The 25,100-nt window shown below is 66.4% G+C and carries 24 protein-coding genes; 21 read left to right on the top strand and 3 right to left on the bottom strand.

Annotation, left to right across the window (positions count from 1 at the left end; genetic code table 11):
- From ALA01S_RS21255 to ALA01S_RS21290, 9 genes are all read left to right on the top strand, one after another.
- On the top strand, positions 1-280 hold a 280-nt coding region (locus ALA01S_RS21255), incomplete at its 5' end, for a phosphate acyltransferase (protein ID WP_259375535.1).
- Between the two features lie 48 nt (positions 281-328).
- Positions 329-637: a heavy-metal-associated domain-containing protein gene (locus ALA01S_RS21260; RefSeq protein WP_066340725.1), complete on the top strand. Its 309-nt coding sequence runs from the start codon at positions 329-331 to the stop codon at positions 635-637.
- Complete coding sequence (locus ALA01S_RS21265) at positions 627-2,441, top strand: DUF3141 domain-containing protein (protein WP_084267792.1); 1,815 nt, start codon at positions 627-629, stop codon at positions 2,439-2,441. The genes ALA01S_RS21260 and ALA01S_RS21265 overlap by 11 nt, the downstream gene beginning before the upstream one ends.
- Positions 2,442-2,469: 28 nt before the next feature.
- Positions 2,470-3,141 carry a methyltransferase family protein gene (locus tag ALA01S_RS21270; protein WP_066340727.1) on the top strand — a complete coding sequence of 224 codons (672 nt, stop codon included), beginning with the start codon at positions 2,470-2,472 and terminating at the stop codon, positions 3,139-3,141.
- Positions 3,142-3,210: 69 nt separating this feature from the next.
- Positions 3,211-3,723, top strand: coding sequence for a hypothetical protein (locus ALA01S_RS21275; RefSeq protein WP_238455882.1), 513 nt, complete (start codon positions 3,211-3,213; stop codon positions 3,721-3,723).
- Between the two features lie 19 nt (positions 3,724-3,742).
- The gene (locus ALA01S_RS32085; protein WP_084267793.1) at positions 3,743-3,967 is read left to right on the top strand and encodes a DUF2933 domain-containing protein; all 225 of its coding nucleotides are present in this window, start codon (positions 3,743-3,745) and stop codon (positions 3,965-3,967) included.
- 44 nt (positions 3,968-4,011) lie between these two features.
- Positions 4,012-4,662: a DUF6629 family protein gene (locus ALA01S_RS21280; RefSeq protein ID WP_066340730.1), complete on the top strand. Its 651-nt coding sequence runs from the start codon at positions 4,012-4,014 to the stop codon at positions 4,660-4,662.
- Positions 4,663-4,713: 51 nt separating this feature from the next.
- A complete protein-coding gene (gene ftsH / locus ALA01S_RS21285) occupies positions 4,714-6,627 on the top strand; it encodes an ATP-dependent zinc metalloprotease FtsH (protein WP_084267794.1) in 1,914 nt (637 codons plus the stop codon).
- Between the two features lie 11 nt (positions 6,628-6,638).
- Complete coding sequence (locus tag ALA01S_RS21290; protein ID WP_066340736.1) at positions 6,639-7,409, top strand: outer membrane lipoprotein-sorting protein; 771 nt, start codon at positions 6,639-6,641, stop codon at positions 7,407-7,409.
- Between the two features lie 71 nt (positions 7,410-7,480).
- Here the strand turns inward: ALA01S_RS21290 and ALA01S_RS33300 are convergent, their stop codons facing one another.
- Positions 7,481-7,738, bottom strand: coding sequence for a hypothetical protein (locus ALA01S_RS33300; protein ID WP_157119164.1), 258 nt, complete (start codon positions 7,736-7,738; stop codon positions 7,481-7,483).
- 36 nt (positions 7,739-7,774) lie between these two features.
- Between ALA01S_RS33300 and ALA01S_RS21295 the strand changes: the two genes are divergently transcribed.
- The 12 genes from ALA01S_RS21295 (at position 7,775) to ALA01S_RS21355 (ending at position 21,665) form a co-directional block, all read left to right on the top strand.
- The gene (locus tag ALA01S_RS21295) at positions 7,775-8,209 is read left to right on the top strand and encodes a hypothetical protein (protein WP_066340738.1); all 435 of its coding nucleotides are present in this window, start codon (positions 7,775-7,777) and stop codon (positions 8,207-8,209) included.
- Between the two features lie 574 nt (positions 8,210-8,783).
- On the top strand, positions 8,784-11,240 hold the full coding sequence (locus ALA01S_RS21305) for a heavy metal translocating P-type ATPase (protein ID WP_066340742.1): 2,457 nt from the start codon (positions 8,784-8,786) through the stop codon (positions 11,238-11,240).
- A gap of 19 nt (positions 11,241-11,259) precedes the next feature.
- Positions 11,260-12,585: an MFS transporter gene (locus tag ALA01S_RS21310; protein ID WP_066340744.1), complete on the top strand. Its 1,326-nt coding sequence runs from the start codon at positions 11,260-11,262 to the stop codon at positions 12,583-12,585.
- A gap of 2 nt (positions 12,586-12,587) precedes the next feature.
- Positions 12,588-13,199, top strand: a complete 612-nt coding sequence (locus ALA01S_RS21315; RefSeq protein ID WP_066340746.1) for a LemA family protein — start codon at positions 12,588-12,590, stop codon at positions 13,197-13,199.
- A gap of 1 nt (position 13,200) precedes the next feature.
- The gene (locus ALA01S_RS21320) at positions 13,201-14,082 is read left to right on the top strand and encodes a TPM domain-containing protein (protein WP_066340748.1); all 882 of its coding nucleotides are present in this window, start codon (positions 13,201-13,203) and stop codon (positions 14,080-14,082) included.
- Between the two features lie 2 nt (positions 14,083-14,084).
- The gene (locus ALA01S_RS21325; protein ID WP_066340752.1) at positions 14,085-14,582 is read left to right on the top strand and encodes a TPM domain-containing protein; all 498 of its coding nucleotides are present in this window, start codon (positions 14,085-14,087) and stop codon (positions 14,580-14,582) included.
- A 23-nt stretch (positions 14,583-14,605) separates the two neighbouring features.
- Positions 14,606-15,964 carry an MBL fold metallo-hydrolase gene (locus ALA01S_RS21330; protein WP_066340755.1) on the top strand — a complete coding sequence of 453 codons (1,359 nt, stop codon included), beginning with the start codon at positions 14,606-14,608 and terminating at the stop codon, positions 15,962-15,964.
- Between the two features lie 10 nt (positions 15,965-15,974).
- Complete coding sequence (locus tag ALA01S_RS21335; protein WP_238455883.1) at positions 15,975-17,501, top strand: thymidine phosphorylase family protein; 1,527 nt, start codon at positions 15,975-15,977, stop codon at positions 17,499-17,501.
- Positions 17,498-18,397, top strand: coding sequence for a ribose-phosphate pyrophosphokinase (locus ALA01S_RS21340; RefSeq protein ID WP_066340762.1), 900 nt, complete (start codon positions 17,498-17,500; stop codon positions 18,395-18,397). Before ALA01S_RS21335 ends, ALA01S_RS21340 begins: the two co-directional genes overlap by 4 nt.
- Positions 18,394-19,563: a S1C family serine protease gene (locus ALA01S_RS21345; protein WP_066340763.1), complete on the top strand. Its 1,170-nt coding sequence runs from the start codon at positions 18,394-18,396 to the stop codon at positions 19,561-19,563. Before ALA01S_RS21340 ends, ALA01S_RS21345 begins: the two co-directional genes overlap by 4 nt.
- 12 nt (positions 19,564-19,575) lie before the next feature.
- Positions 19,576-20,106: a hypothetical protein gene (locus ALA01S_RS21350; protein ID WP_066340764.1), complete on the top strand. Its 531-nt coding sequence runs from the start codon at positions 19,576-19,578 to the stop codon at positions 20,104-20,106.
- 515 nt (positions 20,107-20,621) lie between these two features.
- Entirely contained in the window at positions 20,622-21,665 is a 1,044-nt protein-coding gene (locus ALA01S_RS21355) for a type II glyceraldehyde-3-phosphate dehydrogenase (protein WP_238455884.1), read from the top strand.
- A gap of 489 nt (positions 21,666-22,154) precedes the next feature.
- Here the strand turns inward: ALA01S_RS21355 and glgP are convergent, their stop codons facing one another.
- On the bottom strand, positions 22,155-23,861 hold the full coding sequence (gene glgP / locus ALA01S_RS21360; RefSeq protein ID WP_218011504.1) for an alpha-glucan family phosphorylase: 1,707 nt from the start codon (positions 23,859-23,861) through the stop codon (positions 22,155-22,157).
- Between the two features lie 101 nt (positions 23,862-23,962).
- The gene (locus ALA01S_RS21365) at positions 23,963-25,039 is read right to left on the bottom strand and encodes a hypothetical protein (protein ID WP_066340768.1); all 1,077 of its coding nucleotides are present in this window, start codon (positions 25,037-25,039) and stop codon (positions 23,963-23,965) included.
- Between the last annotated feature and the right edge of the window lie 61 nt (positions 25,040-25,100).

A 25,100-nucleotide genomic window follows, 5' to 3' on the forward strand; every position in this document is an offset into this window, starting at 1 on the left:
GGTCTGTGCACATGCTGCGTCGATCAAGCACATCACCTCGCCGGTGGCGGGCAATGTGGACATCCTGGCCGTGCCCGACCTGGAGGCCGGCAACATGCTCGCCAAGCAGCTGGAGTACCTGGCCGGCGCCAGCGGCTCCGGCGTGGTGTTGGGCGCGCGCGTGCCCATCGCGCTGACCAGCCGCGCCGACGGCCCGGACGCGCGCGTGGCTTCGGCACTGCTGGCCAAGCTGGTGGCGCACAGCGCGCGGCGCAGTCCGGCACGCAAGGACTGGCACTAACGGGTCTACGCGGCAGGCCCTGGTCACACAACCGTAAGGAGCAACGACATGCCCATCATGGATTTCAGGGTCAGCAGCATGAGCTGTGGCTCGTGTGTCGCGACGGTGACGCGGGCCCTTCTGAGGGTACAGGGCGTCAACGAGGTACATGTCGACTTGGAGCATGGCCGCGTGACTGTGGTGACCCAAGGTTCCTCGGCCGAAATGCCGGCCATGCTGCGCGCGTTCGAGTCCGCTGGCTATACGGCCGAGCCAATGGACGCGGTTCAGGCCATGGACAGCGCACCACGGAAAGACACGAACTTCGGTGGCGAGGCCAGTGCAGCCGCGCATGGGAGCAGCGGTCATGGCCGCTGAAACGCACCGCTCGCAGGCCACCGGTGAAGCAGCCCGGTCGCCCTCGACCCTTGGCGTGCAGGCCTGGGCCCGTTACTGGGCGGACGTGGCCTGGCGCGTTGCCTCGACCATGGACACGCTGCGTGAGCGCGCGGCCCGGATGCGGGAGCACGAGGCGGCCGGCATGCCACCGCTGCTGCACTTCGAAGCCGAGCAGGTGGCCGATGGCCGCGATGGCGTCCCCGCCTCCAACTACCGGTTGCTGCGCATTACCAAGTGCGGCTCCGACCGCCTGGAGCAGCACGTCCGCCCCGATGCCGCACCGGTGGTCATCGTCGATCCGCGTGCCGGACATGGCCCCGGCATTGGTGGCTTCCGTCGCGATTCGGAAGTCGGAATGGCACTGGTCGAGGGCCATCCTGTGTACTTCGTCGTCTTCGACCCCGAGCCGCTTGAGGGCCAGACGATGGGTGCGGTGGTCGAGACACTGGCCCGTTTCATCGACCTGGTGGCCCAGCGTCATCCTGGTGCAGAGCCTATCGTCTACGGCAACTGCCAGGGCGGCTGGGCCGTGACGATGGCGCTGTCACACTGCAACCGCCGCGCAGGGCTGGCCGTGCTCAACGGCTCGCCGCTGTCGTACTGGGCTGGCGAGCGTGACGTTAACCCGATGCGCCTCATGGGCGCCTTCACCGGTGGCGTCTGGTCGGCCCACTGGCTGGCGGACCTGGGTGCAGGCCGCTTCGATGGCGCCTGGCTGGTGCAGAACTTCGAGCTGCTGCGGCCCGAAGGCGTCTGGAAGAAATACGACACCCTATTCGCGGACCCTGACGGCGAACGCGACCGTTTTCTGGAGTTCGAACGCTGGTGGAACGGTTTTTACTTCCTGGGCCGGGAGGAAATCCTGGCCATCGTGAAGGATCTCTTCATCGGCAACCGGCTGGAGTCGGGAGAGGTCGTAATCGACGGTCACTGCCACGCCGACCTTTCACGCGTGCGCACGCCACTGGTCATCTTCAGCTCCTATGGCGACAACATCACGCCGCCGCACCAGGCGCTGGGCTGGCTGCAGGCGGTCTATCCGACCACGCAAGCCCTGGTCGAGGCCGGACAGCGGATCGTGTACTTGGTCCACCAGGACGTCGGGCACCTCGGCATCTTCGTCTCCGCCGGTGTGGCCAGGCGCGAGCACCGCGCGATACTGCACCATGCCGGCACGATCCAGTCATTGCCTGCTGGTCTGTACGAGATGCGACTGGCCGACAACGCGCTGCAATCTGGTGCGCCGCACGCCGAATTCATTCCACGCCAAGTGGAGGATCTTCCCTTCAGGCGGCCGGGACCTGCATTTGAGCTCGTCGGCGAGCTGTCGGGCTACATCGACAGTCTCTACACGTCCATGGTGTCGCCTTTTATGCAGCTGTGGTCCACCCGCCAAAGTGCGTGGTTGCTGGAGCAATGGCACCCGATGCGCACCAGCCGCCAAGTCTGGTCCGAACGCGTCACGCCAGCCAGCGCCCTGCTGCCTGTGTTCACGGAAATGCTGCGGCACGCCGGCGCCCAGGACCTGACTCGGACGTCGAATCCCTGGTTCCAGGTTGAGAGGTCGACCAGCGCCGCAATCGAACAGTGTCTGGCAGCTTGGCGCGTGCTGCGCGATGGCTTCGCCGAGGCAGCCTTCGAGCAATTCGATGCGGGGCTTCACCGCCAGGCCGCCACGCCCGCACTTGATGCAGGTCAAACCGATCGCCGTGCCGACGCCTACGCTGAAAGTGTCTCCGATTCGGTTCGCAATGCCGGCTCGCCGGCTCGCACGACGAAATAAGGCTGACACCACGGACAGGAGCTTCCTCATGGACCATTCCTCTACACCTTCGTATGGTTTGTGGAGCCTGGTGATCGTCAACTCGCTGGTCTTCGTCATCTTTGCCTTCAGCTTCGCCAAGCCGCAGAGCAAGCGGGACTGGCGTTCCTTTGGCGCCTTCTCGGCCTTTCTGGTGGCATTGTTTGCCGAGATGTACGGCTACCCTTTGACGATCTACCTGCTCTCGGGCTGGCTGGGCTCGCGCTTTCCCGGCGTCGACTTCCTTTCGCATGACGCCGGGCACCTGCTGGAAGTGATGTTCGGCTGGCGCGCCAACCCGCACTTCGGACCCTTCCACGTGTTGAGCACCGTCTTCATCGGCGGCGGCTTCTGGCTGCTGGCGGCCGCGTGGCGGGTGCTGTACGCCAACCAGCGCAGTGGCACGCTGGCCGCCACCGGCCCGTATTCCCATGTGCGCCACCCACAGTACGTGGGCTTCGTGTTGATCATGTTCGGCTTCCTGCTGCAGTGGCCCACGATCCTGACGCTGGGGATGTTCCCGGTGCTGGTCTTCATGTACATGCGTCTAGCCCGCACGGAGGAGCGCGATTCAGAGCGCGCCTTTGGCGCGGAGTGGACGCGCTACGCGGCGCGCACGCCCAGATTCATTCCACGTCTGGGAAGGCCGAATGCCGACACCGACCGGCATCGCCGCGTCTGATCATCCGGTAGGGCAAGGAACCATGAAGCTCACGTTCCTTCTGGTGGCAGCGTGACGCAGGAGAGTGCCATGTCGACCGACTCCGCGTGTCCCGTCACAGTCCCCCGCCGTGCTCCTGCCACGGCAAGGATCACCGCCCTGCTCATGGCCTTTGCCATGCTGGGCTCCTTGACGCCTGCAGCGGCACAGGCACAGCAGCGGCGTGACGGCGTGTGGCTGTACTGGGGCGTCGTTCCGGCAGCCATCGTCTCCGAACGCCACAGTCTCGAGCAGTTGCACGGACAAGCGCCCCAGGATGGGGGGCAGGTTCACCACCTGGTAGTGGCGCTGTTCGAGGACTCAACAGGCAAGCGAATCGATGACGCAGTCGTGCGTGCCCAACTCAGGGAGCCCGGCATCACTGACGCATCTCCCAAGTACCTGCTGCCAATGCAGGTGAACGGCCTCATGAGTTACGGGCAAATGTTTTCGGTGGTGAAACCAGGCCCCTACAAGTTCCAGATTCTGGTGAAGCTGCCGGGCCGGCCGAGTGAGATCGAGTTCCTGGTCTCGGCAAGCTCTCCGCACCCTGGAAAACGCTGACCGTAAGGGGGCAACAACGATGAGTGATCAACACGCACCCAATCCATCAAAGCCGGCACGCAGGCCATGGGCCAGCTGGATCCTTGCGGCCTTCATGGCCATCACGCTGTTCCTGCTGGTCACCGAGCACCGCGCCCATGCCTTGGGCTGGATCCTGCATCTCCTGGTGGGCGCTTGTGTGCTGCTGCTCTACCTCAACACCCGTGCACACGAGAGCGACGATGGGAGTGGTGACGGCAGGTAGCACCGGGCTGCCGCAGGCGGCGCTTGACAAGGAGAAGGCTTGAGATGTGCTTTTCGGCGACCGCAAGCCTTGCTGCAGGGGCCTTCCTGCTGGGCATCGGCACGATGACACTGCGCATGCCCAGACAACGGTCGGAGCTGCCCTATGCGGCGATCCCGTTGCTGTTCGCGCTGCAGCAGTTCACGGAAGGTGTGGTCTGGTTGAGCTTCGACCCCGGGCTCAAGGCAATCAACACCGGGGCCGCGTACCTCTATTCCTTCTTCTCGCATGTGCTGTGGCCGGTATACGTGCCCGCCGCGGTCTGGCTGCTGGAGCAGAAGCCGGCACGGCGCCGGTACCTGGCCTGGACGGTTGCCACCGGAGCGGCCGTGGGCCTGTACCTCCTGTACACGTTGTTCGCAACGGGGATCGTGGCGCGCCCCATCGGGCAGCACATCGAGTACGACGCCCCGCACCTCTACATCCCGGTGGTCATGGCGCTGTACCTGGCAGCCACGACCGGCAGCCTGCTGCTGTCGAGCCACCGCAGGGTCCAGCTCTTCGGCGCCCTGGGCTTCGCCGCGTCCGTTGTGGCCTACCTGCTGTATGCACGGTGGTTCATCTCGGTGTGGTGCTTCTTTGCCGCCGTGCTGAGCGTGGTGGTCTGCCTTCAGCTGGCCCAGAGCAGACGTCCCCTGCATCCGCTCAGGCCATGACGGCAGTGGCGCCCCAGAGAGTCTTCACCGCAACTGCAAACCACCTCAACGATGCAACCGCCGATGGACAAGAAACAGACCTTCTCGCTCTGGTACGTGTTCGGAGCACTGTTCCTCATCACGCTGCTGCAGGACTTCATCGGCACGCGCCACACGCTAACGCTCACCTACAGCGAGTTCAAGCAAGCGGTTGCGGGAGGACAATTGCAGGACCTCGTGATCGCCGACGGACTGGCCACCGGCACCCTCGCGGCCGAGGGACTGGAGCGGGTGCTGCCCAAGGAGCAGGTGGACCGCCTCAAGGCCAGCAGCGGCGAGCATCGCTTCGCCACGGTGCTGATTGACGATCCCGGGTTGGTGCCCGCCCTCGACGCAGCCAAGGTGCGCTACGGCAGCGTGCGCGAGAGCAAGTGGCTCGCAACGCTGCTGTCCTGGGTAGCGCCGGCACTGGTTTTCTTCGGCATCTGGTGGCTGCTGATGAAGCGCATGGGAGGCGCTGGAGGCGCGGGCGGGCTGATGTCCATCGGCAAGAGCAAGGCCAAGGTCTACATGCAGCAAGAGACCGGCGTGAGCTTCAAGGACGTGGCCGGCATCGACGAGGCCCGCGAGGAGCTGATGGAGGTGGTGGAGTTCCTCAGGAGCCCCGAGCGCTACAAGCGCCTGGGCGGCAAGATCCCCAAGGGCGTGTTGATCGTGGGCGCACCGGGCACGGGCAAGACGCTGCTGGCCAAGGCCGTGGCGGGCGAGGCCGGCGTGCCCTTCCTGTCGCTCAGCGGCTCGGAGTTCGTGGAGATGTTCGTGGGCGTGGGTGCCGCGCGCGTGCGCGACCTCTTCGAGCAGGCCGCGGCCAAGGCGCCGTGCATCGTGTTCATCGACGAGCTCGACGCCCTGGGCAAGGCGCGCGGCTTGGGGCTCACGGGCGGCCACGAGGAGCACGAGCAGACGCTCAACCAGCTGCTGGTGGAGATGGACGGCTTCGACACCAGCCGCCGCGGCGTGATCATCATGGCCGCCACCAACCGGCCCGAGATCCTGGACCCGGCGCTGCTGCGCCCGGGGCGCTTCGATAGGCACGTGTCCATCGACAAGCCCGACATGAAGGGTCGGCGCCAGATCCTGGACGTGCACGTGAAGGGCGTGAAGCTCGCGAGCGGCGTGGACCTGGACTCCATCGCCGCTCGCACGCCGGGCTTCGCCGGCGCGGACTTGGCGAACTTGGTCAACGAGGCCACGCTACGCGCGGCCAAGCAGGGCAAGGACGCAGTGGACATGCACGACTTCGAGCAGGCGCTGGACCGCATCGTCGCCGGCCTGGAGAAGCGCAACCGCGTCATGAACCCCGAGGAGCGGCGCTTCGTGGCCTACCACGAGGCGGGCCATGCGCTGGTGGCCGAGCACCGTGCCAGCGCCGACCGGGTGGCCAAGGTGTCCATCATCCCGCGCGGCATCGCGGCACTGGGCTACACGCAGCAGTCGCCCACCGAGGACCGCTACCTGCTGCGCCGCAGCGAGCTGCTGGACCGGCTCGACGTGCTGCTGGGGGGCCGCGTGGCGGAGGAGCTGGTCTTCAACGACATCTCCACGGGTGCTGCCAACGACCTGCAGCGCGCCACCGACATGGCACGGCACATGGTGGCACAGTACGGCATGAGCGAGACGCTGGGCCTGGCGACCTGGGAGACGCAACCGCGCTCGGCCTTCCTGGCCGTGCCGGGCACGCCGCAGCAGCGCGACTGCAGCGAGCGCACGGCCGAAGCCATCGACGACGAGGTGCGGCGGCTGCTGGAGCAAGCGCGCAGCCGCGTCACAGCCACGCTCAACGCCCATCGCGACCAGCTGGAGGCGCTGGCGCAGCGACTGCTGGAGAAGGAAGTCGTCGACCGCCGCATGCTCGATGAGCTACTGGCCGGCCCAGCCAAAGGCCAAGCGGCACTGCGGCCGCTCTCTGATATCACGGCGCCATAGCAGCTCCCGCCATGAGAGCCATTGCGTGCAGCGCGTGGTGGCGCCGTATGGCGCTGGCAGCGGGTGTGCTGCTGGCCTGCGCTGCCCAGGCGCAGCCCGTGGATGCCCGCGAAGTGTTGGACAAGGTGGAGAAGCTGTTGTGGGGCGACACCGTACAGGGTGAGTACGAGATGACGATCTCGACGCCACGCTGGCAGCGCACGCTGGGCCTGCGGGTGTGGATGGACCGACCGCGGCGCTCCTTTGTGCGCATTGTCTCCCCGGCCAAGGAAGCCGGTATCGGTTCACTGCGCATCGGCGCCGAGATGTGGAACTACCTGCCCAACGTGGAGCGGATCATCAAGATTCCGCCCTCGATGATGCTGCAGCCCTGGATGGGGTCGGACTTCACCAACGACGATCTGGTCAAGGAGAGCTCCATCCTGGAGGACTACACCCACCGCGTGCTGGAGGAGGTGTCGCTCGACGGCGACGCTGTGCTGCGCATCGAGGCTGTACCACGGCCGGAAGCGGCGGTGGTGTGGGGGCGCATCGTCTACTGGGTGCGGCGCACCGACACGATGCCGCTGAAGCAGGAGTTCTTCAGCGAGCGCGGCGAGCGCGTGCGCGTGCTCGCCTTCTCCGACGTGCGCAAGGTTGGAGGCCGTGTACTGCCAACCCGCTGGGACATGCGGCCCGACGCCAAGCCGGGCAACTCGACCACGGTGGTTCTCAAGGACGCGGTGTTCGACCGGCCGATTGACGCTGAGGTCTTCAGCCAGCGCAACCTTCAAAAGCGCTGAACACTGCCGTCGGTGCCACGTCCAGCACAGACACTTTCAAGCTGCCGGTCAATGTCGCCCTGCACAGCCACTTAGCCGGCATTCAGCACCCGCGGATCAACAGCTTCAACGACATGCGCGGCATGCAATGCGACCGCTGCCGGACCCTGTGGCTGCCAGCCGCTGCAGCGGTAGCAAGCGCGCACACACACCGGCAACGCAATCGAGCGGGGGCGGCTGGCGAGCCGACTGCGCAGCCGATGCGGCAACGCGAACGGCACATTGATGCGAATCAATTCGATGATGCCGACTTGCACTAGCATCAGATTTCGTCCCAACGCTTCTTGCATCCGCAGCCTGCAATGCGTCTTGCGTTCCGATCACCCGTGAACCGCTTCATCGCCCGGCTGATGTGCTGGGTGATGCTGTTCGGATGGATGGCCGGCGCTGCCAATGCCTGCGTGCTGCAAGAGAGGCAGCAAGCGGCCGCACAGCACGCGCGGTCGCACGCGCATTCGGCCAGCGAGGCGAGTCACCGTCATCACCATGATGCCGGCAACCTGGCCGACAGCCATGATGGCACTGGCCACGACGCGGGGCCCGGACAGCAGGCATGCAAGCACTTGTGTGACGGCGAGCAGCACGCCGTGAGCAAGACAAGCGCCGGTGATCTGCCCTGGCAGGACTGCATGGCGTTGACCACGGCCGCGTCCTGCCTGATCCTGCCCGTCCTCGTTCTGGCGCGCGTACCCCGCCCCGATCCCGGCGCCATGCCGGCACCGCCGCCCATTCCCATCGCGTTCCTGCGGCTCACGATCTAGAGCTGCCACCTGCCAGCCCGCCTGAGCACGCCGTCACGGCCCGTGCCCGGTGGGTTGGGCATCCTTGCCCCGTGCGACGGCCGTCGTCACGGTACGCCTCATCACGAGTCCCCACCATACCGAAGGTGCCTGGGTACACCCGCAGCGGTCGCAGCAGCACCCGCGACAGCGGCCGGCGAAGGCCTGGGGGCAATGCGCTCGATGCACCGGATGGATCAACACATGACGATGGACTGCATGCCCACCACGCCCGCCAAGCCCTGCTGCATGGCAGCCTGCAGCGGCTGCGACGCATGCACGCAGTGCGCGTCGCTTGACCTTCCCATGATGGGAAGCTCTATGGTTCTACCAACACTCGCTTGCTGCTGGCTCCTGGACTGAAAGGCTTCTGGCATGGACTGCATACACCACCACACGTCTCCCGGACGGCACGAGAAGGCCGCCGGGTGCGGCCCGTGGACCATGGTCGCTCGCAAAAAAAGATGCGGCCTGAAACCGAGATTGCGTTTGAGCTTGCGCTCGATTGCATCCACGCTGGCCGTTTGGCCGATTGACACCTACCCGAAGGATCGCCATGAAGACAAGCATCATTGAAGTCGGCGAGATGGTTTCGAGCCTGAGTGCCGCCGGCGTGCAGCGCCAGCTCATGACGCTTCCCGGCGTCCACCACGCTTCCGTCAACTACGTCGCCGGCAGTGCGACCGTCCACTATGACGAGTCGGCGATCACGCTTGAAGAAATCCGTCAGCGCATCGTCGACTGCGGGTACCACTGCCGCGGCGAGTTGGTACCGACCCATGTTTGCCCGCCCGAAGGGCACGCAAAGGCACACGCCGGTCACGCCGATCACCAAGCACATGCTGGGCATGCCGGGCACGTCACCAGCGCGGCACACGCACCCGCCAGCACTGCCGTGACGTCAGCGCCCGTTTCTCCTCGTCAGGGACATGGCGTGCATGCCGAACACCAGATGAGCGACATGATGCACGACATGGGTCACGGGCCCGGAATGTCGATGCAGGACATGGCCAATGACATGCGCAATCGCTTCATCGTCGCGCTGCTTTTCGCGATTCCGGTGTTCCTCTACTCTCCGATGGGCGAGATGATCGGCAAGTTCGAGACGCCGTTCGGCCTGGACCGCAACCTGTTCCTGTTCATCGTCGCCACTGGCGCCATCGCCTACCCAGGCTGGCCCTTCTTCATCGCCGCCTGGCGCGCCGCACGCAACAAGGTCGCCAACATGGCGACCTTGGTGGTGCTCTCGGTCGGTACGGGCTACGTTTTCAGCATCGGTGCGACCTTCTTCTACGAGGGAGAGGTCTTTTACGAGGCAGCCGCCGTGCTGCTGGTCTTCATCTTGCTCGGCCACTGGCTGGAGATGCGTGCGCGGGCCGGAGCCTCTGACGCGATCCGTGCGCTGATGGATCTGGCGCCCCCGATGGCAACGGTTCTGCGCAACGGCGTCGAGACCAAGGTGCCCACGTCCGAGGTGCTGGTCGGCGAGACGGTGATCGTCAAGCCGGGCGACAAGATCCCGGTCGACGGCAAGATCACAGAGGGCGCGTCCCAGGTCGACGAATCGATGCTGACCGGCGAGTCCATGCCGGTCAAGAAGGTCGTTGGTGACTCGGTCATCGGCGCGACGATCAACAAGAGCGGCAGCTTCCGCTACCACGCTACCAAGGTGGGCGCGGACACGGCGCTCGCGCAGATCGTCAAGCTGGTCCAGGAGGCGCAGAACTCGAAGGCCCCCGGCCAACTGCTCGCCGATAAGGCTTCGCAGTGGCTGGTATTGGTGGCCATCGTCGTTGGCTTGGCGACATTCGCAGTGTGGTTCTGGTTCCTAGGCCAGCCGCTGCTGTTCGCCCTCACTCTCACGATCACCGTTTTCGTCATCGCCTGCCCGGATGCCCTCGGACTGGCCACGCCGATGGCGATCATGGTCGGTACCGGCCTTGGCGCGATGAACGGGATTCTGTTCAAGAACGCCGCGGCGCTGGAGAACGCGACCAAGCTGACGGTGGTCGTCTTTGACAAGACTGGCACGCTCACCCTTGGACAGCCGGATGTCGTCGAGATGGTGCCCGCGCCTGGCGTTAGCGAGGCGCAGTTGCTCTCCACTGCAGCCGCCGTCGAGAAGTTCTCCGAGCACCCACTGGCGCTGGCGGTGCTCAAGCGGGCCGGTTCGGCCACCACCGAAACCGCAGCCGGCTTCACCAACATCGACGGCCAGGGTGCGCGCGCCATGATCGGCGGGGACGTCGTGCTGCTGGGCAACCGCAAGCTGATGCAGGCCGAGAGCGTGGACCTGAGCCCGCTGGCGGCCGAGGCCGCGCGCTTGCAGGGCGGCGGGCGCACCGTCGTCCACGTCGCACGCGCCGGCCGGCTCATTGGACTCATCGCGATCGCCGATGCGGTGCGTCCGACCTCCAAAGCCACCATCGCCAAGCTGCAGGAGCGTGGGGTCAAGGTCGCGATGATCACCGGCGACAACCAGGCCACGGCCGAGCGCATCGGCAAGGAACTCGGGATCGACATCGTGCTGGCCGACGTCCTGCCCGGGCAAAAGGCATCGAAGATCAAGGAACTGCAGACCCAGGGTCACAAGGTCGGCATGGTTGGCGACGGTATCAACGACGCCCCGGCGCTGACCCAGGCAGATGTGGGCTTCGCAATTGGCGCCGGCACCGACGTGGCGATGGAGAGCGCGCAGGTCGTGCTGATGAAAAGCGACCCCTACGACGTCGTCGGTGCGATCGAGCTGTCGCGCGCGACGCTGCGCAAGATGCATCAGAACCTCTGGTGGGCGGTGGGCTACAACGTGATCGCGTTTCCGCTGGCTGCCGGCGTGTTCTATCCGTTCACGCTCTCGCCGGAAGTCGCGGCACTGTCGATGTCAGGCAGCTCGGCCATCGTTGCCATCAATGCGCTCATGCTCAAGCGCACCAAGCTTGCCGGCATCCGCAGCCCGCGCCCTGGCGCTGCCGGCGCCTTGACGGCCGCCCAGCGCCAGGGAGCCGCGGCCTGAACGCGGCCGGGACGCCTCGATGACGAACCCACCTCGCAGCGAACGACCCCGGCCGCCGGAGGCGGCCGGGCTGGGAGCTTGGCAGCTCGCGTGGCTGGCGGCTGCCGTCTTTGTCGTGTCCGTCGGCTATGGCGCGCTGATGCCCTTGCTACCCGGCTGGCTGGCGCCCCTGATGGTGGAGGATGGCCAAGCCGACGTGGCGCGGCACGTCGGCTTTCTGAGCGGCATGTACACCGCCGGCGTCCTTGTCGGTGCGCCGCTGTGGGGCCTGGCATCGGATCGCTGGGGCCGGGGCCGCATCCTGGTGGCCGGCCTGGTTGGCTACGTCGCCAGCCTGCTGCCCCTGCTCAGACCGGACTGGGTCGGGCTCGCCGGCATCTACACGCTGCGCGCCGCCACAGGGTTCTTCGTCGCCGCCGTGGTGCCGGTGGTGCCCGCGCTTGTCGCTGAGCACACGCCGCAGAGCCAACGCGCGCGCCGGTTTGCCTGGCTCGGTGCGATGTCGCTGCTGGGCTTCTTGTTTGGGCCCGGGCTCAATGCAGCCGGCGCGCAAGTCTCCGTCGTGCTCGATCGCGCCGGGGCTGGCGCCTACGCCCCGATAAATCTTGTGATCGTGATGTCGGCGGCGCTGGGGGTGTTGATGATGTTGGGGCTGGCCGCCACATTGCCGCAAACCACTCCCGCGGCGCTCGACGCCGACATCCAGCCTGCGCCCACTGCCGACAGCAGGCGGGCCATAGCGCTGTGGGCGCTGAATGGCGCGGTCATGTTCGTGCTGGCCGGGTTCGAACTCGGCATCGTGCTGCAAGGCCAGCAGCACCCCACCTTGTCGTCGCGCGATATCTCGCTGATGTTCGCCGAGTGCAGCCTCGTGATGCTCGGGGTCAACGCGCTGCTGTTCTTCACCGGGCTGCTCGAGCGTGCCGCTGGCCGGGGCTTGATGGCGGCCGGGCTCGTGCTGGCGATCGCTGGCCTGGCGATGCTGGCTCAGCACCACAGCGACACGTGGATGTACGTCGGCGTCAGCTTCGCCGCCGCCGGCACCGGGCTGGTGCTGCCGACGATCTCATACCTTGCGGCCGGGGTCTCCCGGCGCCAGCTCGGCGCAACGATGGGCGGCTTGGCTGCAGCTGCAGGCTTTGGCCAGACGCTCGGCTCCACGGCTGCCGGCTGGCTGTTCGGCACGGTGGCCCAGCTCGGCTTCGCTTGGCTCGCGCTGCCGCTGCTGGCCACGCTGGGCACCCTGGTCCTGCGGCCTGCATGGTGGGCAACCCAGGATGTTGTGTCAGGACCGCCCCGCTTGCCTGCCGATTCACTGCCCAGACAACATCATCAGGAGCCTTGACCATGCGCCACTTCCTTGCCGCGGTTCTCGCCGCACTCACGCTCGTGCTGTCGGGCTGTGGCTACAACACCTTCCAGTCGGCCGACGAGCAGATCAAGGCCAGCTGGTCCGAAGTGCTGAACCAATACCAGCGCCGCTCTGACCTGATCCCGAACATCGTTGCCACCGTCAAGGGTGAGGCCAGCTTCGAGCAGGAGACGTTGACCAAGGTAGTCGAGGCGCGGGCCAAGGCCACGTCCATCCAAGCCACGCCGGAGTTGATCAACAACCCCGAGGCCTTCAACAAGTTCCAGGCCGCGCAGGGTGATCTGTCCCGCGCGTTGTCGCGCCTGCTTGTGGTCAGCGAGAACTACCCTAGCCTGAAGGCCAACCAGGGCTTCCAGGAACTGCGCGCGCAGCTTGGGGATACCGAGAACCGGATCGCGGTCGCGCGCGACCGCTACGTGAAAGCGGTGCAGGACTACAACGTGGCGGTGCGTTCTTTCCCGAGCAATCTGACGGCGATGGTGTTCGGCTACGGCGTCAAGGCCAACTTCACTGTGGCCGACGAGAGAGCGCTGGCGGTGCCCCCCAAGGTCGAGTTCGGCGCATCCGGTGCCGCGGGAGCGCGGTGAAATGTCCACGGCACGCCACACAGCCGGCTGCGTCGTGCGGCGGCTCGCCGTCCTCTGGCTGCTGTGCGCCGTGGTGCTCGGCGCAGTGGCCCAGGATTTGGTACCGGTCCCGCCGCTGCAAGGACGGATCACCGACCTCACCGGCACATTGACGGCGCAGCAGACTGCCTCGCTCGAACAGTCGCTGCGCGCTTTCGAGGAACGCAAGGGTACGCAGATCGCGGTGCTGATCGTTTCGACCACGCGGCCGGAGGCGGTCGAGCAGTTTGCGCTGCGCGTCGTCGAGCAGTGGAAGCTCGGCCGCCGCAAGGTCGACGACGGGGCGCTGCTGCTGGTCGCGAAGAACGACCGAACGGTGCGCGTGGAGGTCGGGTACGGGATCGAGGGTTCGTTGAACGACGCGACGGCCGGGCGGATCATTGCCGAAACCATCACGCCGCGCTTCAGGCAGGGCGACTTCTACGGTGGCATCGCCGCCGGCCTTGACCAGATCGTGCGCGTCCTGGACGGCGAAACCCTACCGCCTCCCGCGCGCCGGGGCAAGGCACCTGGCGACGACGGGCTCGGACAAATCTGGCCGGTGCTGTTCATCGTTGCGCTGGTGCTGGGCGGCGTGCTGCGGCACATGCTGGGCCGGCTGCCCGGTGCATTGGCGGTAGGCGGCGTGCTGGGCGTCGTGGCCTGGTTCGCGATCGGAACTTTCGCCGTCGTAATCACCGCTGGCCTGACGGGCTTCTTCGTCACGCTGCTGGGCATCGGCATGGGTGGACATGGCGGCATGTACGGCCACGGCGGGCACCGTGGCGGCGGGTACCGTGGGGGTGGCGGGTTCCGCGGCGGCGGCGGCGGCTTTGGCGGCGGTGGAGCTTCCGGGAGGTGGTAGCCATGGACATCGCCCGAGTCTTCAGGCATCTCGCGATGACCTCATCACGCGTGCGCCGCGCCTTTCCTTCTTCCACGCTGCGTGCCATCGAAGAGTCGATCCGTGCCAGCGAAGCCACTCACGCCGGCGAACTGCGCTTCGTCGTCGAAGGCGCGCTGGACAGCGCACCACTGCTGCGCGGACAGTCGGCGCGTGCACGGGCCATCGAGCTCTTCGCACGGCTGCAGGTCTGGGACACCGAGCACAACACTGGCGTGCTGATCTACGTGCTGTTGGCAGACCGCAGCGTCGAGATCGTCGCCGACCGCGGCATCCACGCCAAGGCCGGCGCAGAGGCCTGGTCGGAGATCTGCCGTGGCATGGAGGCCCGCTTCAGTACCGGTGACTTCGGCACGGGCGCGGTCCACGGCATTGAGGCCGTTTCGCGCCTGCTGGCGCACCATTTCCCCAGGCACCCCGGCGACCGCAACGAGTTGCCGGACAAGCCGCTCGTGCTCTGAACGCCTTCATCGAGGACTACACCATGCAACTGCAATTCCTCGGCGCCACCGGCACCGTGACAGGATCAAAGTACTTGCTCCGCCACGACGGCGCGACGCTGCTCGTCGACTGCGGCCTCTTCCAGGGTTTCAAGCAGCTGCGGCTGCGCAACTGGGCACCGATGCCGGTGCCTGCCAGCAGCATCGACGCGATCGTGCTCACGCACGCGCACATCGACCACAGTGGCTACCTGCCGTTGCTGGTGCGGCAGGGTTTCAAGGGCAAGGTCTACTGCTCAGAGGCTACCTACGATCTGTGTCGCATCCTGCTGCCTGACAGCGGCCACCTGCAGGAGGAGGAGGCCGAGTACGCCAACCGGAAGGGCTTCTCCAAGCACAAGCCCGCACTGCCGCTGTACACCCGCGAGGACGCCGAGCGCTCCCTGAAGCAGTTCGCACCGCGCGCCTTTGGTACCGCCTGGAGTCCTGCGGCCGGGATGCAGGCCCGGCTGGACCCGTCTGGCCACATGCTGGGTTCCTCCTTCGTGCGCGTCGACAACGGCCGCCGGTCCATCTTGTTCTCCGGCGACATCGGGCGCCCGAACGACCTGGTGCTGGTTGCTCCGGCACCCGTCTCGGGCGCCGACTACGCGGTGGTCGAATCAACCTATGGCGACCGTCAGCACGAGGTGAGCGATCCGCTGCACCAGCTCGGTGAGGTCATCAACCGCACCGCCGCGCGCAGCGGCGTTGTCGTGGTTCCCGCGTTCGCCGTGGGACGGGCGCAAAACCTGATGTATTGCATCCACCTGCTCAAGCAGCGTGGCACCATTCCTGACTTGCCGGTGTACCTCGACAGCCCGATGGCCATTGACGCGACGCGCATTTACCATGCCCACCGCAGCGAACACCGGCTCACCCCCGAGCAGTGCGATGCGATGTGCCACGCCGCGATGATCGTCAACAAGCCCGAAGACTCGCGGGCCCTGAGCGCGCGCAGCGGCCCGATGGTCATCATCTCGGCCAGCGGCATGGCTACGGGAGGCCGGGTCGTGCACCACCTCAAGGCCTTTGCCCCGGACCAGCGCAACACGATACTGTTCGCCGGCTACCAAGCTGGCGGCACGCGCGGCGCAGCCATCCTTCGAGGCGCCGAGTCGGTGCGCATCCATGGCATGGACGTACCGATTCGCGCGGAGGTGGCCTCGCTGGACAGCCTGTCCGCGCACGCCGATGCGGGCGAGATCCTGCAGTGGTTGCGCGGCTTCGATGGCGCGCCAATGCAGACGTTCGTGACCCATGGTGAGCCGGCGGCAGCCGATGCGATGCGCCTGCGCATCGAGCACGAGCTGGGCTGGCCATGCCGCGTGCCCGACTACCTGGAAACGGTCGATCTGACATGACAGCACAATGATGAACAACCAATACAGCAGCCATGCTCCGAATACCATGCGTGCGCGGCGGGTAGGGGTCGACAGTTACCAGGAACCGGTGGTCTACATGCGCCGTGACTGTGCAGTGTGCCGCTCCGAGGGTTTCACCGCGCAGGTGAGGGTCCAGTTGGCCCTTGGCGAGCGCCGCGTCGTAGCGACGCTCAACGTCGTCGATGGTGACTGGTTGTCCGAGGGCGATGCCGGGCTGTCCGAATCGGCCTGGGCCGCGCTGCAGCCGTTTGACGGAGCACCGCTGCTCGTGTCGCACGCGCCGACGCTGGATTCGCTCAGCCATGTGCGCGCGAAGGTCTACGGCCACCGCCTAGACGCCGCAGCCTTGCACGCTGTTATCGGCGATGTCGCGGCCGGCCGTTACTCCGATCTGCATCTGGCCGCGTTCATCACTGCCTGCGCCGGCGACCGCCTTGACTTCGGCGAGACGGTCGCATTGACCCGAGCCATGATCGACGTCGGCGAGCGGCTGGTCTGGGGCCGCGACACGGTGGTGGACAAGCACTGCGTCGGCGGCCTGCCCGGCAACCGCACAACGCTGCTGGTCGTGCCAATCGTCGCGGCGTGTGGGTTGGCAATGCCGAAGACCTCGTCGCGCGCGATCACGTCTCCCGCAGGAACCGCCGATACGATGGAGGTGCTGGCCCCGGTCGACCTCGACATCGCTGCGATGCGACGCACGGTCGAGCGAACCGGCGCCTGCATTACCTGGGGCGGATCGGTCCGCCTGAGCCCGGCCGACGACATCCTGATCCGCGTCGAGCGCCCGCTGGACCTGGACAGCGAAGGGCAGTTGGTCGCGTCGGTGCTGTCCAAGAAGGCCGCGGCGGGCTCGACGCACGTGCTGATCGACCTTCCGGTGGGACCGACAGCCAAGGTCCGCAGCGCCGAGGCTGCGCACGCACTTGGACGCCGCCTCGTGGACGTTGGCCGGTCCATCGGCCTGCACGTGGCCCTGCGTATCACCGACGGCCGGCAGCCTGTCGGACGCGGCATCGGCCCCGCGCTGGAGGCGCGCGACGTGCTGGCCGTGCTGCGCCGGCAGGCCAACGCGCCGGAGGATCTGCGGCAGCGCGCGCTGCGGTTGGCCGGCGACATCCTGGAACTGGGCCGCGCCGCGCCGCCGGGCGCCGGACTGAGCTTGGCCAGCGAGGTGCTCGCCGACGGGCGCGCTTGGGCAAAGTTCGAGGCCATCTGCGATGCCCAGGGCGGGCTGCGCAGCGTGCCGCTCGCACCACACCAGCTGACTGTCGAGTCGGCGGCGGCGGGCCACATCACGGCCGTCGACAACCGGGTGCTGTCGCGGGCCGCCAAGCTCGCCGGTGCACCAAGAGCACCGGCCGCCGGCGTCGACGTCCATGTCCGCCTCGGCGAAGTCGTGCAGCGTGGTCAGCCGCTCTTCACGCTGCATGCACAGGCGCCGGGAGAGCTGGCGTACGCGCAGCAGTACGTGGCCTCCCGGCCACCCATTTTCCAGATCTCGGAGACCCCGTGAGACCAATCGTCTTTCATCTGCCTGGCGGCGAGGGTTTCGCCGACCGGCTGGTGGACGCCCTGCAGGCCGAGCGCGCCGCCCTGGAACTGCACCGCTTCCCGGACGGCGAGTCACTGGTGCGCTTGGACGCTGACGTGACGGGCCGCAGCGTGATCCTGACCTGCAGCCTCGCGCAGCCAGACGAGAAGACGCTGCCACTGTTGTTCGCGGCCGATGCGGCACGCGACCTCGGGGCGACGAAGGTGCTGCTGGCAGCGCCCTACCTCGCCTACCTGCGGCAGGATCGACGTTTCCATGCCGGCGAGGCGGTGACTTCGCGCACCTACGCCGCCGTGCTGTCCACCGCGTTCGACGCCCTCGTGACGGCCGACCCCCACCTGCACCGCTACCACGCGCTGGACGAGATCTACCGCATTCCCACGCGCGTGGTGCACGCGGCGCCGCTGATCGCCCGCTGGGTCGCGGCGCACGTCGAACGCCCGCTGCTGATCGGACCCGATTCGGAGAGCGAGCAGTGGGTCGCCGAGGTCGCCACCGGTGCTGGCGCTCCCTGGACGGTGCTGCAGAAGGTCCGCCGCGGCGACCGCGACGTCGAGGTCAGCCTGCCGGACGTTTCGGCATGGCGGGATCGCCAGCCGGTGCTGGTCGACGACATCGTGTCGAGCGCGCGCACCTTGATCCAGGCCGTGGGCAGCGTGCGGCAGGTCGGGCTGCCGGCACCGCTATGCATTGCCGTGCACGCACTGTTCGCGCCGGGCGCCTACGAGGAACTGCTGGCCAGTGGGTCTGCCGGCGTACTTACCTGCAATACAGTTGAGCATGTATCCAATGCGATCAGTGTCGTCGAACCCATGGCGCGTGCACTGGAGGACCTGATGGAGGAATCTGAAACATGAGCAACGGTCGATCTTCCGTTGTCTGGCGACTGTGGCTGCTCACAGCGCAGGTGATCGCGGTTTCGGCCGGACTGCTGATTGCCTGGAAGGCCTTCGGACCCGCCGAGCCCGTCGCACCCGTGCACAACGATGTCGTCACGCTGCGCGAGGCGCCCGCCGCCGGCGGCTCGGCCTCGGCGCCGGGCGCGAAGGCCGTCGCGACGCGGCTTGAGGCCGGCTTCCGCGCCGCGGCCAGCAAGGCGTCGGCATCGGTCGTCAATATCTACACGCGCAAGGCACCGCCGCGACGGCTGCCTGGCTGGCAGCGGCCCTACAGCGGCTCCGACGAAGAGGCTGCGCAGGGGCAGTCCAGCCTGGGGTCGGGCGTGATCGTCGCAGCCCAGGGCTTCATCCTCACCAACAACCATGTCATCGAAGGCGCCGACGAGATCGCGGTGATGCTGCCCGGCGGCACGGTGGCCGAGGCGCGCGTGGTTGGCACCGATCCGGAGACTGATCTCGCGGTGCTGCGGGTCGAGGCCAAGGGATTGCAACCCATCACCTTCGCTGACCCGGCCTCGGTGCAGGTTGGAGACATCGTGCTGGCCGTCGGTGATCCGTTTGGCGTCGGCCAGACGGTGACGCAGGGCATCGTCAGTGCCACCGGTCGCAACCGGCTGGGTATCAACACCTTCGAGAACTTCATCCAGACTGACGCAGCGATCAACCCCGGCAACTCGGGCGGCGCACTGGTCGACACCTCAGGACACCTCGTTGGCATCAACACGGCAATCTACTCGCGCAGCGGCGGATCGCAGGGCATCGGCTTCGCGATTCCGGTGAGCCTGGCGCGTCAGGTGATGGAGCAGATCATCGCCACCGGCAAAGTCAGCCGCGGCTGGCTCGGCGTGAGTGCCCGCGACGTCATTCATGAATCCACCGGCGCCGCAGCCGGTGCAGCCGTCATGGGCGTGCAGCGCGGCGGCCCGGCCGATCGCGCCGGGCTGCGCGCCGGTGACACCGTCGTTGCGATCAACGACAAGGAGATCGGTGACACCGCCGCGCTGATCACCGAGACGGCGGCACTGAGCCCCGGCACGAAAGCGCAGTTCAAGGTGCTGCGCGGCCGCGATGTCCTGTCGCTGGCGGTCGAGCTGGGACAGCGCCCCGGTGCGCTCAAGCGGTGAAGCGGACACAGCATGCTGCGCGGCGCATTCGATTCCAGGTTGATGCGCATGCTGCTGCAGCGAGCTGACAGCAGGGCATTCCCCATCTGGGTCGGCGGGGGCACGGTCGCGGTATGGAGCCGCCCAGGCGCGGCGCTCGGCGCCGGACTGCTGTACTTGGCGTTTCACCACCGCGGATGGGCACGGCTGTTTGCCGCCTACCCCGGCGTTGTGCGTTCATCCGCCTGGGCCGACGCGACCCGCTGGCTGGCCGCATACGGCATGTGGGCAGTGTTCATCATCGCCGCCACACCGCTGCCGCTGACATCTGCCCTGACGTTTGCCGCGATTTCACGCCTGCCGATCGCTGAGGTGGTGCTCGCGTTGTGGTTTGGCAAATTCGCGAAGTACCTCGTGTACGCTTGGCTGGCCTCTGAGTTTCCCGCGCGTGCGCTTCAGAGCGGCCAGTGCCACATCGAGGTGCTGCGAGCTATCCTGGCTCGAGCCGTGGCGGGCGCGTGCCTGCCCCGCAACAAAGCCACGCCGGCCGGGGACAGGCAGTGACGGTGCAGCGCAATCCCCGGCTGCTGCCAACCGGTACCGTGGTTCCGGCGCATACCATGCCGATGCTCGAAGGCACTTGCCGCACGTTCGCGCCGGCACTGTTGCTCTGCGAGCCGCTGTCGCAGCGTACCTCGGTCGAGCCAATGCAACAGGCACCATCGCCGGGCGGTCTCAGGCGCTCGGCCTCCAAGTTGAAGCGTGCCGTATCCCAAATTGCACGGGCTGAGCCCAGCAGCGACTGTGCACGGCCGCTGGCTCAGGACGCCCGCTTGTTCAAGGGCGCGATCGTTCTCGACGCCCGCCGCCAGGTAAGCAGGCTGCGGTCCATTGGGCAAAAAGCCCTCGCGATAGCCATGCCGGGCTCGTATAGCCCATCCAGCGTGCTGATTGGGCGCGCTGCAGGCGCCACTGGGCCGTCGTTCCCTGGTCGTTGCTTTCGCCACCGCGGCCACGTTTGCCATCGCCCGGCCGCGTGATTCGCGCTGAACCGGGCCGTGTCAACAGAGGAGATGGACATGATCAAAGTTGCCATCAACGGCTACGGTGTCATCGGCAAGCGCGTCGCTGATGCGGTGTGTCTGCAGGACGACATGGTGCTCTCCGGCTTGGCTGACGTCGTAAGCGACTACCGGTTGCAGATCGCAGCGCGACGAGGCCTGCCCGTGTACGCAGCGACTGCGCAGGCCGAAGGACCCATGCGCGCGGCCGGTATTCCGGTCGAGGGCGGTCTCGCTGAGTTGCTTGCGAGGTCCAATGTCGTCGTCGACTGCACTCCCAAGCAGGTGGCCGCGGTCAACAAGGGCTTGTACGATTCGTCCGGCGTCAAATCAGTGTTCCACGGTGGCGAGTCGCACGCACTGACCGGTCACTCGTTTGTCGCGCAGGCGAACTTTGCGTCTGCCCTGGGGCGTTCATCGACACGCGTCGTGTCGTGCAACACGACTTCGATCGTGCGAACACTGGGCGCACTGAAGACAGCTGGCCTGCTGAGACGCGCACGCGGCACGCTGATCCGACGGGCGTCCGACCCCTGGGAGGCACACGCAGATGGCATCGTCAACACCGTGGTTCCGGAGAAAGCCATTCCGAGCCACCAAGGCCCTGACGCCCGCACCGTGATCCCCGACCTGGATGTGGTGACGATCGCAGTGAAGGCCGCACACAACTCAAGCCATCTGCATACATGGTGGATCGAGATGACGCGGTCGGCCACGCGTGACGAGGTACTCGCCGCTTTCCGGGCGGCTCCGCGGATCGCTTTCGTGCGTTCCTCAGACGGCATCGTGGCGCTGAACAGCACGGTCGAGATGATGGCCGATCTTGGCCGCCCGCGTGGCGACATGTGGGAAGTGGCCCTTTGGGAAGACGTGCTGGCCGTCGATGGCGAGCAGGCCTACTACACCTACCAGGTCTTCAACCAAGCGATCGTCATTCCGGAGACAATCGATGCAATCCGGGCTCTCACAGGAATCGAGCCGGACGCGGCGCGGTCCATTGCGAAGACCGATGCATCGCTTGGCGTGCAGCGTGATTTCCTCCGCAAGCTCGATGACCAGTAGCGCGGCAAGCCGCGCTTCGGCCCTGGGCAGTCCTACCTGGGGATCGACGCCCAAGGCACGGGCTACGTCGCTGGCATCCTGTACGGATGGGTCTGGCCCCGAACCAGCTTGCGGCTGATCCGCCATCCTGTATGCCGGCAGGGGCGGCTTCGCCTTGCCTGGTGCCCCGTGTGCGCCGCGGTCGTCTTGCCTTCCATCCGCACGCGCTTTTGATGTGCGCTGTCCGCCTCCATCAGGCTCCTTCCACCGTCTGCGCAACAGTTTCGTTTCGACAGCCCACGGGTGCAGACCGCGTTGGATAGCGCTACTTCTTCATTGCAACGCTGCGTGAACATCGGCCAGTCCCTTTACCACGCTCCCGGTACCCGAGCCGAGCACTTGCCCTGGACCAAGCCCAAGCGCTGATGGCGTGAAGCGTATCGGACCGGGCAAGTTGCCGGTGGGCGCAGTAGTGTCGAATGAGGCCGGCATGGGGACGGCGGGCGCGGGTCAACGCAAATAGGCCTCAACTGCATACTGCCGCATCATCCGATGACTATTGAAGAACGATGCGTTGTGCGTGATTGCCCCTTTCATGACAGCCGTCCAGCCGGCCGCATCGTCGTAATAGAGCGGCAGAACCTGCTGCTCAAGCTTCAGGTACAACGACGCCGCGTCGTGCCCGTCGCCGTCGCCGGTGGCGGCCTCGCTCCCCACTGCCCAGCCGGTCACGCCCTCGATCCAGCCTTCGAGCCACCACCCATCCAGCACGCTCAAATTCGGTACACCATTGAGGGCTGCTTTCATGCCGCTTGTTCCGGAGGCTTCGAGTGGACGCAATGGGGTGTTGACCCAGACGTCGACACCCGAGACAAGCAGCCGCGCCGTTGCCATGTCGTAGTCCGCAAGGAAGTGCACAGGAACGGCACCCGCGAGATCACCCGCCCAGCCATGCAGGCGCTCGATGAGCTGTTTGCCGCTCATATCGCGCGGATGTGCCTTGCCGGCAAGCACGATCTGGAACGGATGCCGTTGCGCGATGGCCCTCAGACGCTCCAGGTTGGAAAACAGCAAGTCGGCACGCTTGTACGCCGTCATGCGCCTGGCAAAACCAAGCATCGGTAGCGCGGGGTCGAGCGACGGGCCACCGAGGCCGCCAATATGTTTGAGGAGCCTGCTCTTTGCCTCGGCGTGCGCCTGGCGAATCTCATCGTCCGGGATGCGATCGGCCCTTACGAGCAACTCCGGTTCATGGCACCAACGTGGTAAGTGCCTATCGTAGAGCTGGCGCAGGCTGTCGCATGCCCACGTCCACGGGTGCACTCCATTGGTGATGGCGTGCACTTGATAACCAGGGAACATCTTGCGCGAGACTTCAGCGTGACGCCGGGCGACGCCGTTCACGTACTCGCTGAGGTTGAGCGCGAGACGGGTCATGTTCAGCCGCTCTGTTCCAGCGAGCTCGCGCAACGTCGCGCCATCGACGAGAGCGCCAAGCAAACGGTCGGCAAGCTCGTAGGAAAACTGGTCGTGCCCCGCTTCAATGGGGGTGTGGGTAGTGAAAATGCAGTGCTCGCGAACGCCGGCGACGTCATAGCGCAATGCCGGATTTCCCGCCTCCTCAGGCGAGTGCGCCAAGCGCCGCAAGAGCTCCAGTGTGAGCAGTGCGGCATGGCCCTCGTTGAGGTGGTACTTTCGAATGTTGAATCCCAGCGCGCCAAGCATGCGCACGCCACCGATGCCGAGCACCATTTCCTGCTTCAGGCGGTAGGTGTCGTCGCCACCGTAAAGGTAATGGGCAAGATCGCGATCTTCGCGGTGATTTTCGGGGACATCGGTATCCAGCAGCAGCACCGGAACTTGCCCGCCGCGATGGCCTTCAACCGTGTATAGCCAAGCGCCCACCCAGACTTCCCGCTCACCAATCTGCACTGCAACTTTCGCTCCCAGGCGTTTTGCCCATAGCTCCGGCTGCCACACGTTCGGTTGCTCGACCTGACGTCCGTCGAGGATCTCTTGGCGGAAGTATCCAGCCCGGCTTATCAGCGTGACGCCGACCATCGGCAAGTCAAGATCGGCGGCACTGCGCATCGTGTCGCCAGCCAGTACGCCGAGGCCGCCGCTGTAGGTCGGGATCGCGCTTCCCAGCGCAATCTCCATGGAGAAGTAGGCAATTCGCGATGCGCGGATGTTGAACTCTTCAAGCGAATAGGTCACCGCAGTCTCCTCGTCGGTCCTGGAGATCGGAAAGCACAGGGTCGGCCAGAGGACAGGGGATGTCCATCCGTCCTGATGGGCGGGGCTTGCCGAGCTGCTGCTCAGTAGAACCATTGCAGTTGCGCAAACGAGGCATTCGGCATGCGCCCGTATTCGCTGCCCGCCGAGCCCGTGAAGCGCTGCAAACCGATGGTCAGCTCCAGGTCGCTACGCCACGACCAGACCAACCGGCTGTCTATGGCGCGACTGCGGTCGTCAGCGTTGACGACGGCGTAGTTCACCCACTTCAGCAGCGGTGTGATCTCGTACGACGCGTACAGGCCCGCGTAGCGCGTCGCGAGGTTCGACACCCGGCCTGCCGACCAGGCGGCGAAGTCATAGCCAACTGGGTCCCGCGTGCCCGCCCCGTTGTAGTAGAGCTCGGCGCTCAGCGTCAACCTGTTCGCGAAGGCGTAGTCTGCGCCGACCAGCAGGCGGTTGAAGCCGGGGCCGGCGCTTCGACGCAGGCGCGCCACCTCACCGCGGACGCCGGCATCACCGATCTGGCTGGCAATGTCGATCCCCACGATGTCCACCCCCAGCAGTCGCCCTGCGAGCAGCGATCCGTCCACACCGGCCGCATTGCCGTGCCACTGCAGCGCACGGCTGGGCGAGCCGCGTTCCGGCGCGGGGGCATAGACGACTGAGGCCCTGGACAGCGGTCCGAGCTTGGCCTCGACCAACGCCGCGTCCACCCCGACGCGCTCCTCGCGCTCCAGCGCCAGTGGGCTGACCGGGTTCAGAATGTCCAGCGGGCTCCAGAAGCGGCCCGTCCCCCAGGCGATCCGCTGCCGGCCCAGCTTCAGATCGACGTTGCCGCGGGTCAGCGTCACCGCAGCCCGGTACAGCCGATGACGGCCGTAGACGTTGCCGCGATCGAGGTAGTTCGCATCGGCATGCCAGTACTGCGCTGCGACGCGGTCCTTCGCCGCACGGAACTCCGCCGTGTCCAAGTAGCTGCCCAGCAGAACCTCGTTGTCGTACTGCAAGTCGAGCGCGAGTCCCGGCGCGAGATCGCCCTTGGCCTCGATGCGCAGCCGATTCAGGCTCAGCGCGTAGTTCTCGCCCGTCAAGGTCCGCGAGCGCAGGAGCACGCTCTTGAGGCTGCCGCTCAGCGCCAGCCGCTGCGTCTGCGCCATCAACGGCGCGCTGCCAAGCAGCACACCGGTGACCAGCGCGGCCGTGACCCAGCACCTGCTC

The organism is Azohydromonas lata NBRC 102462, from assembly GCF_001571085.1.
GTDB classification, from domain to species: domain Bacteria; phylum Pseudomonadota; class Gammaproteobacteria; order Burkholderiales; family Burkholderiaceae_C; genus Azohydromonas; species Azohydromonas lata.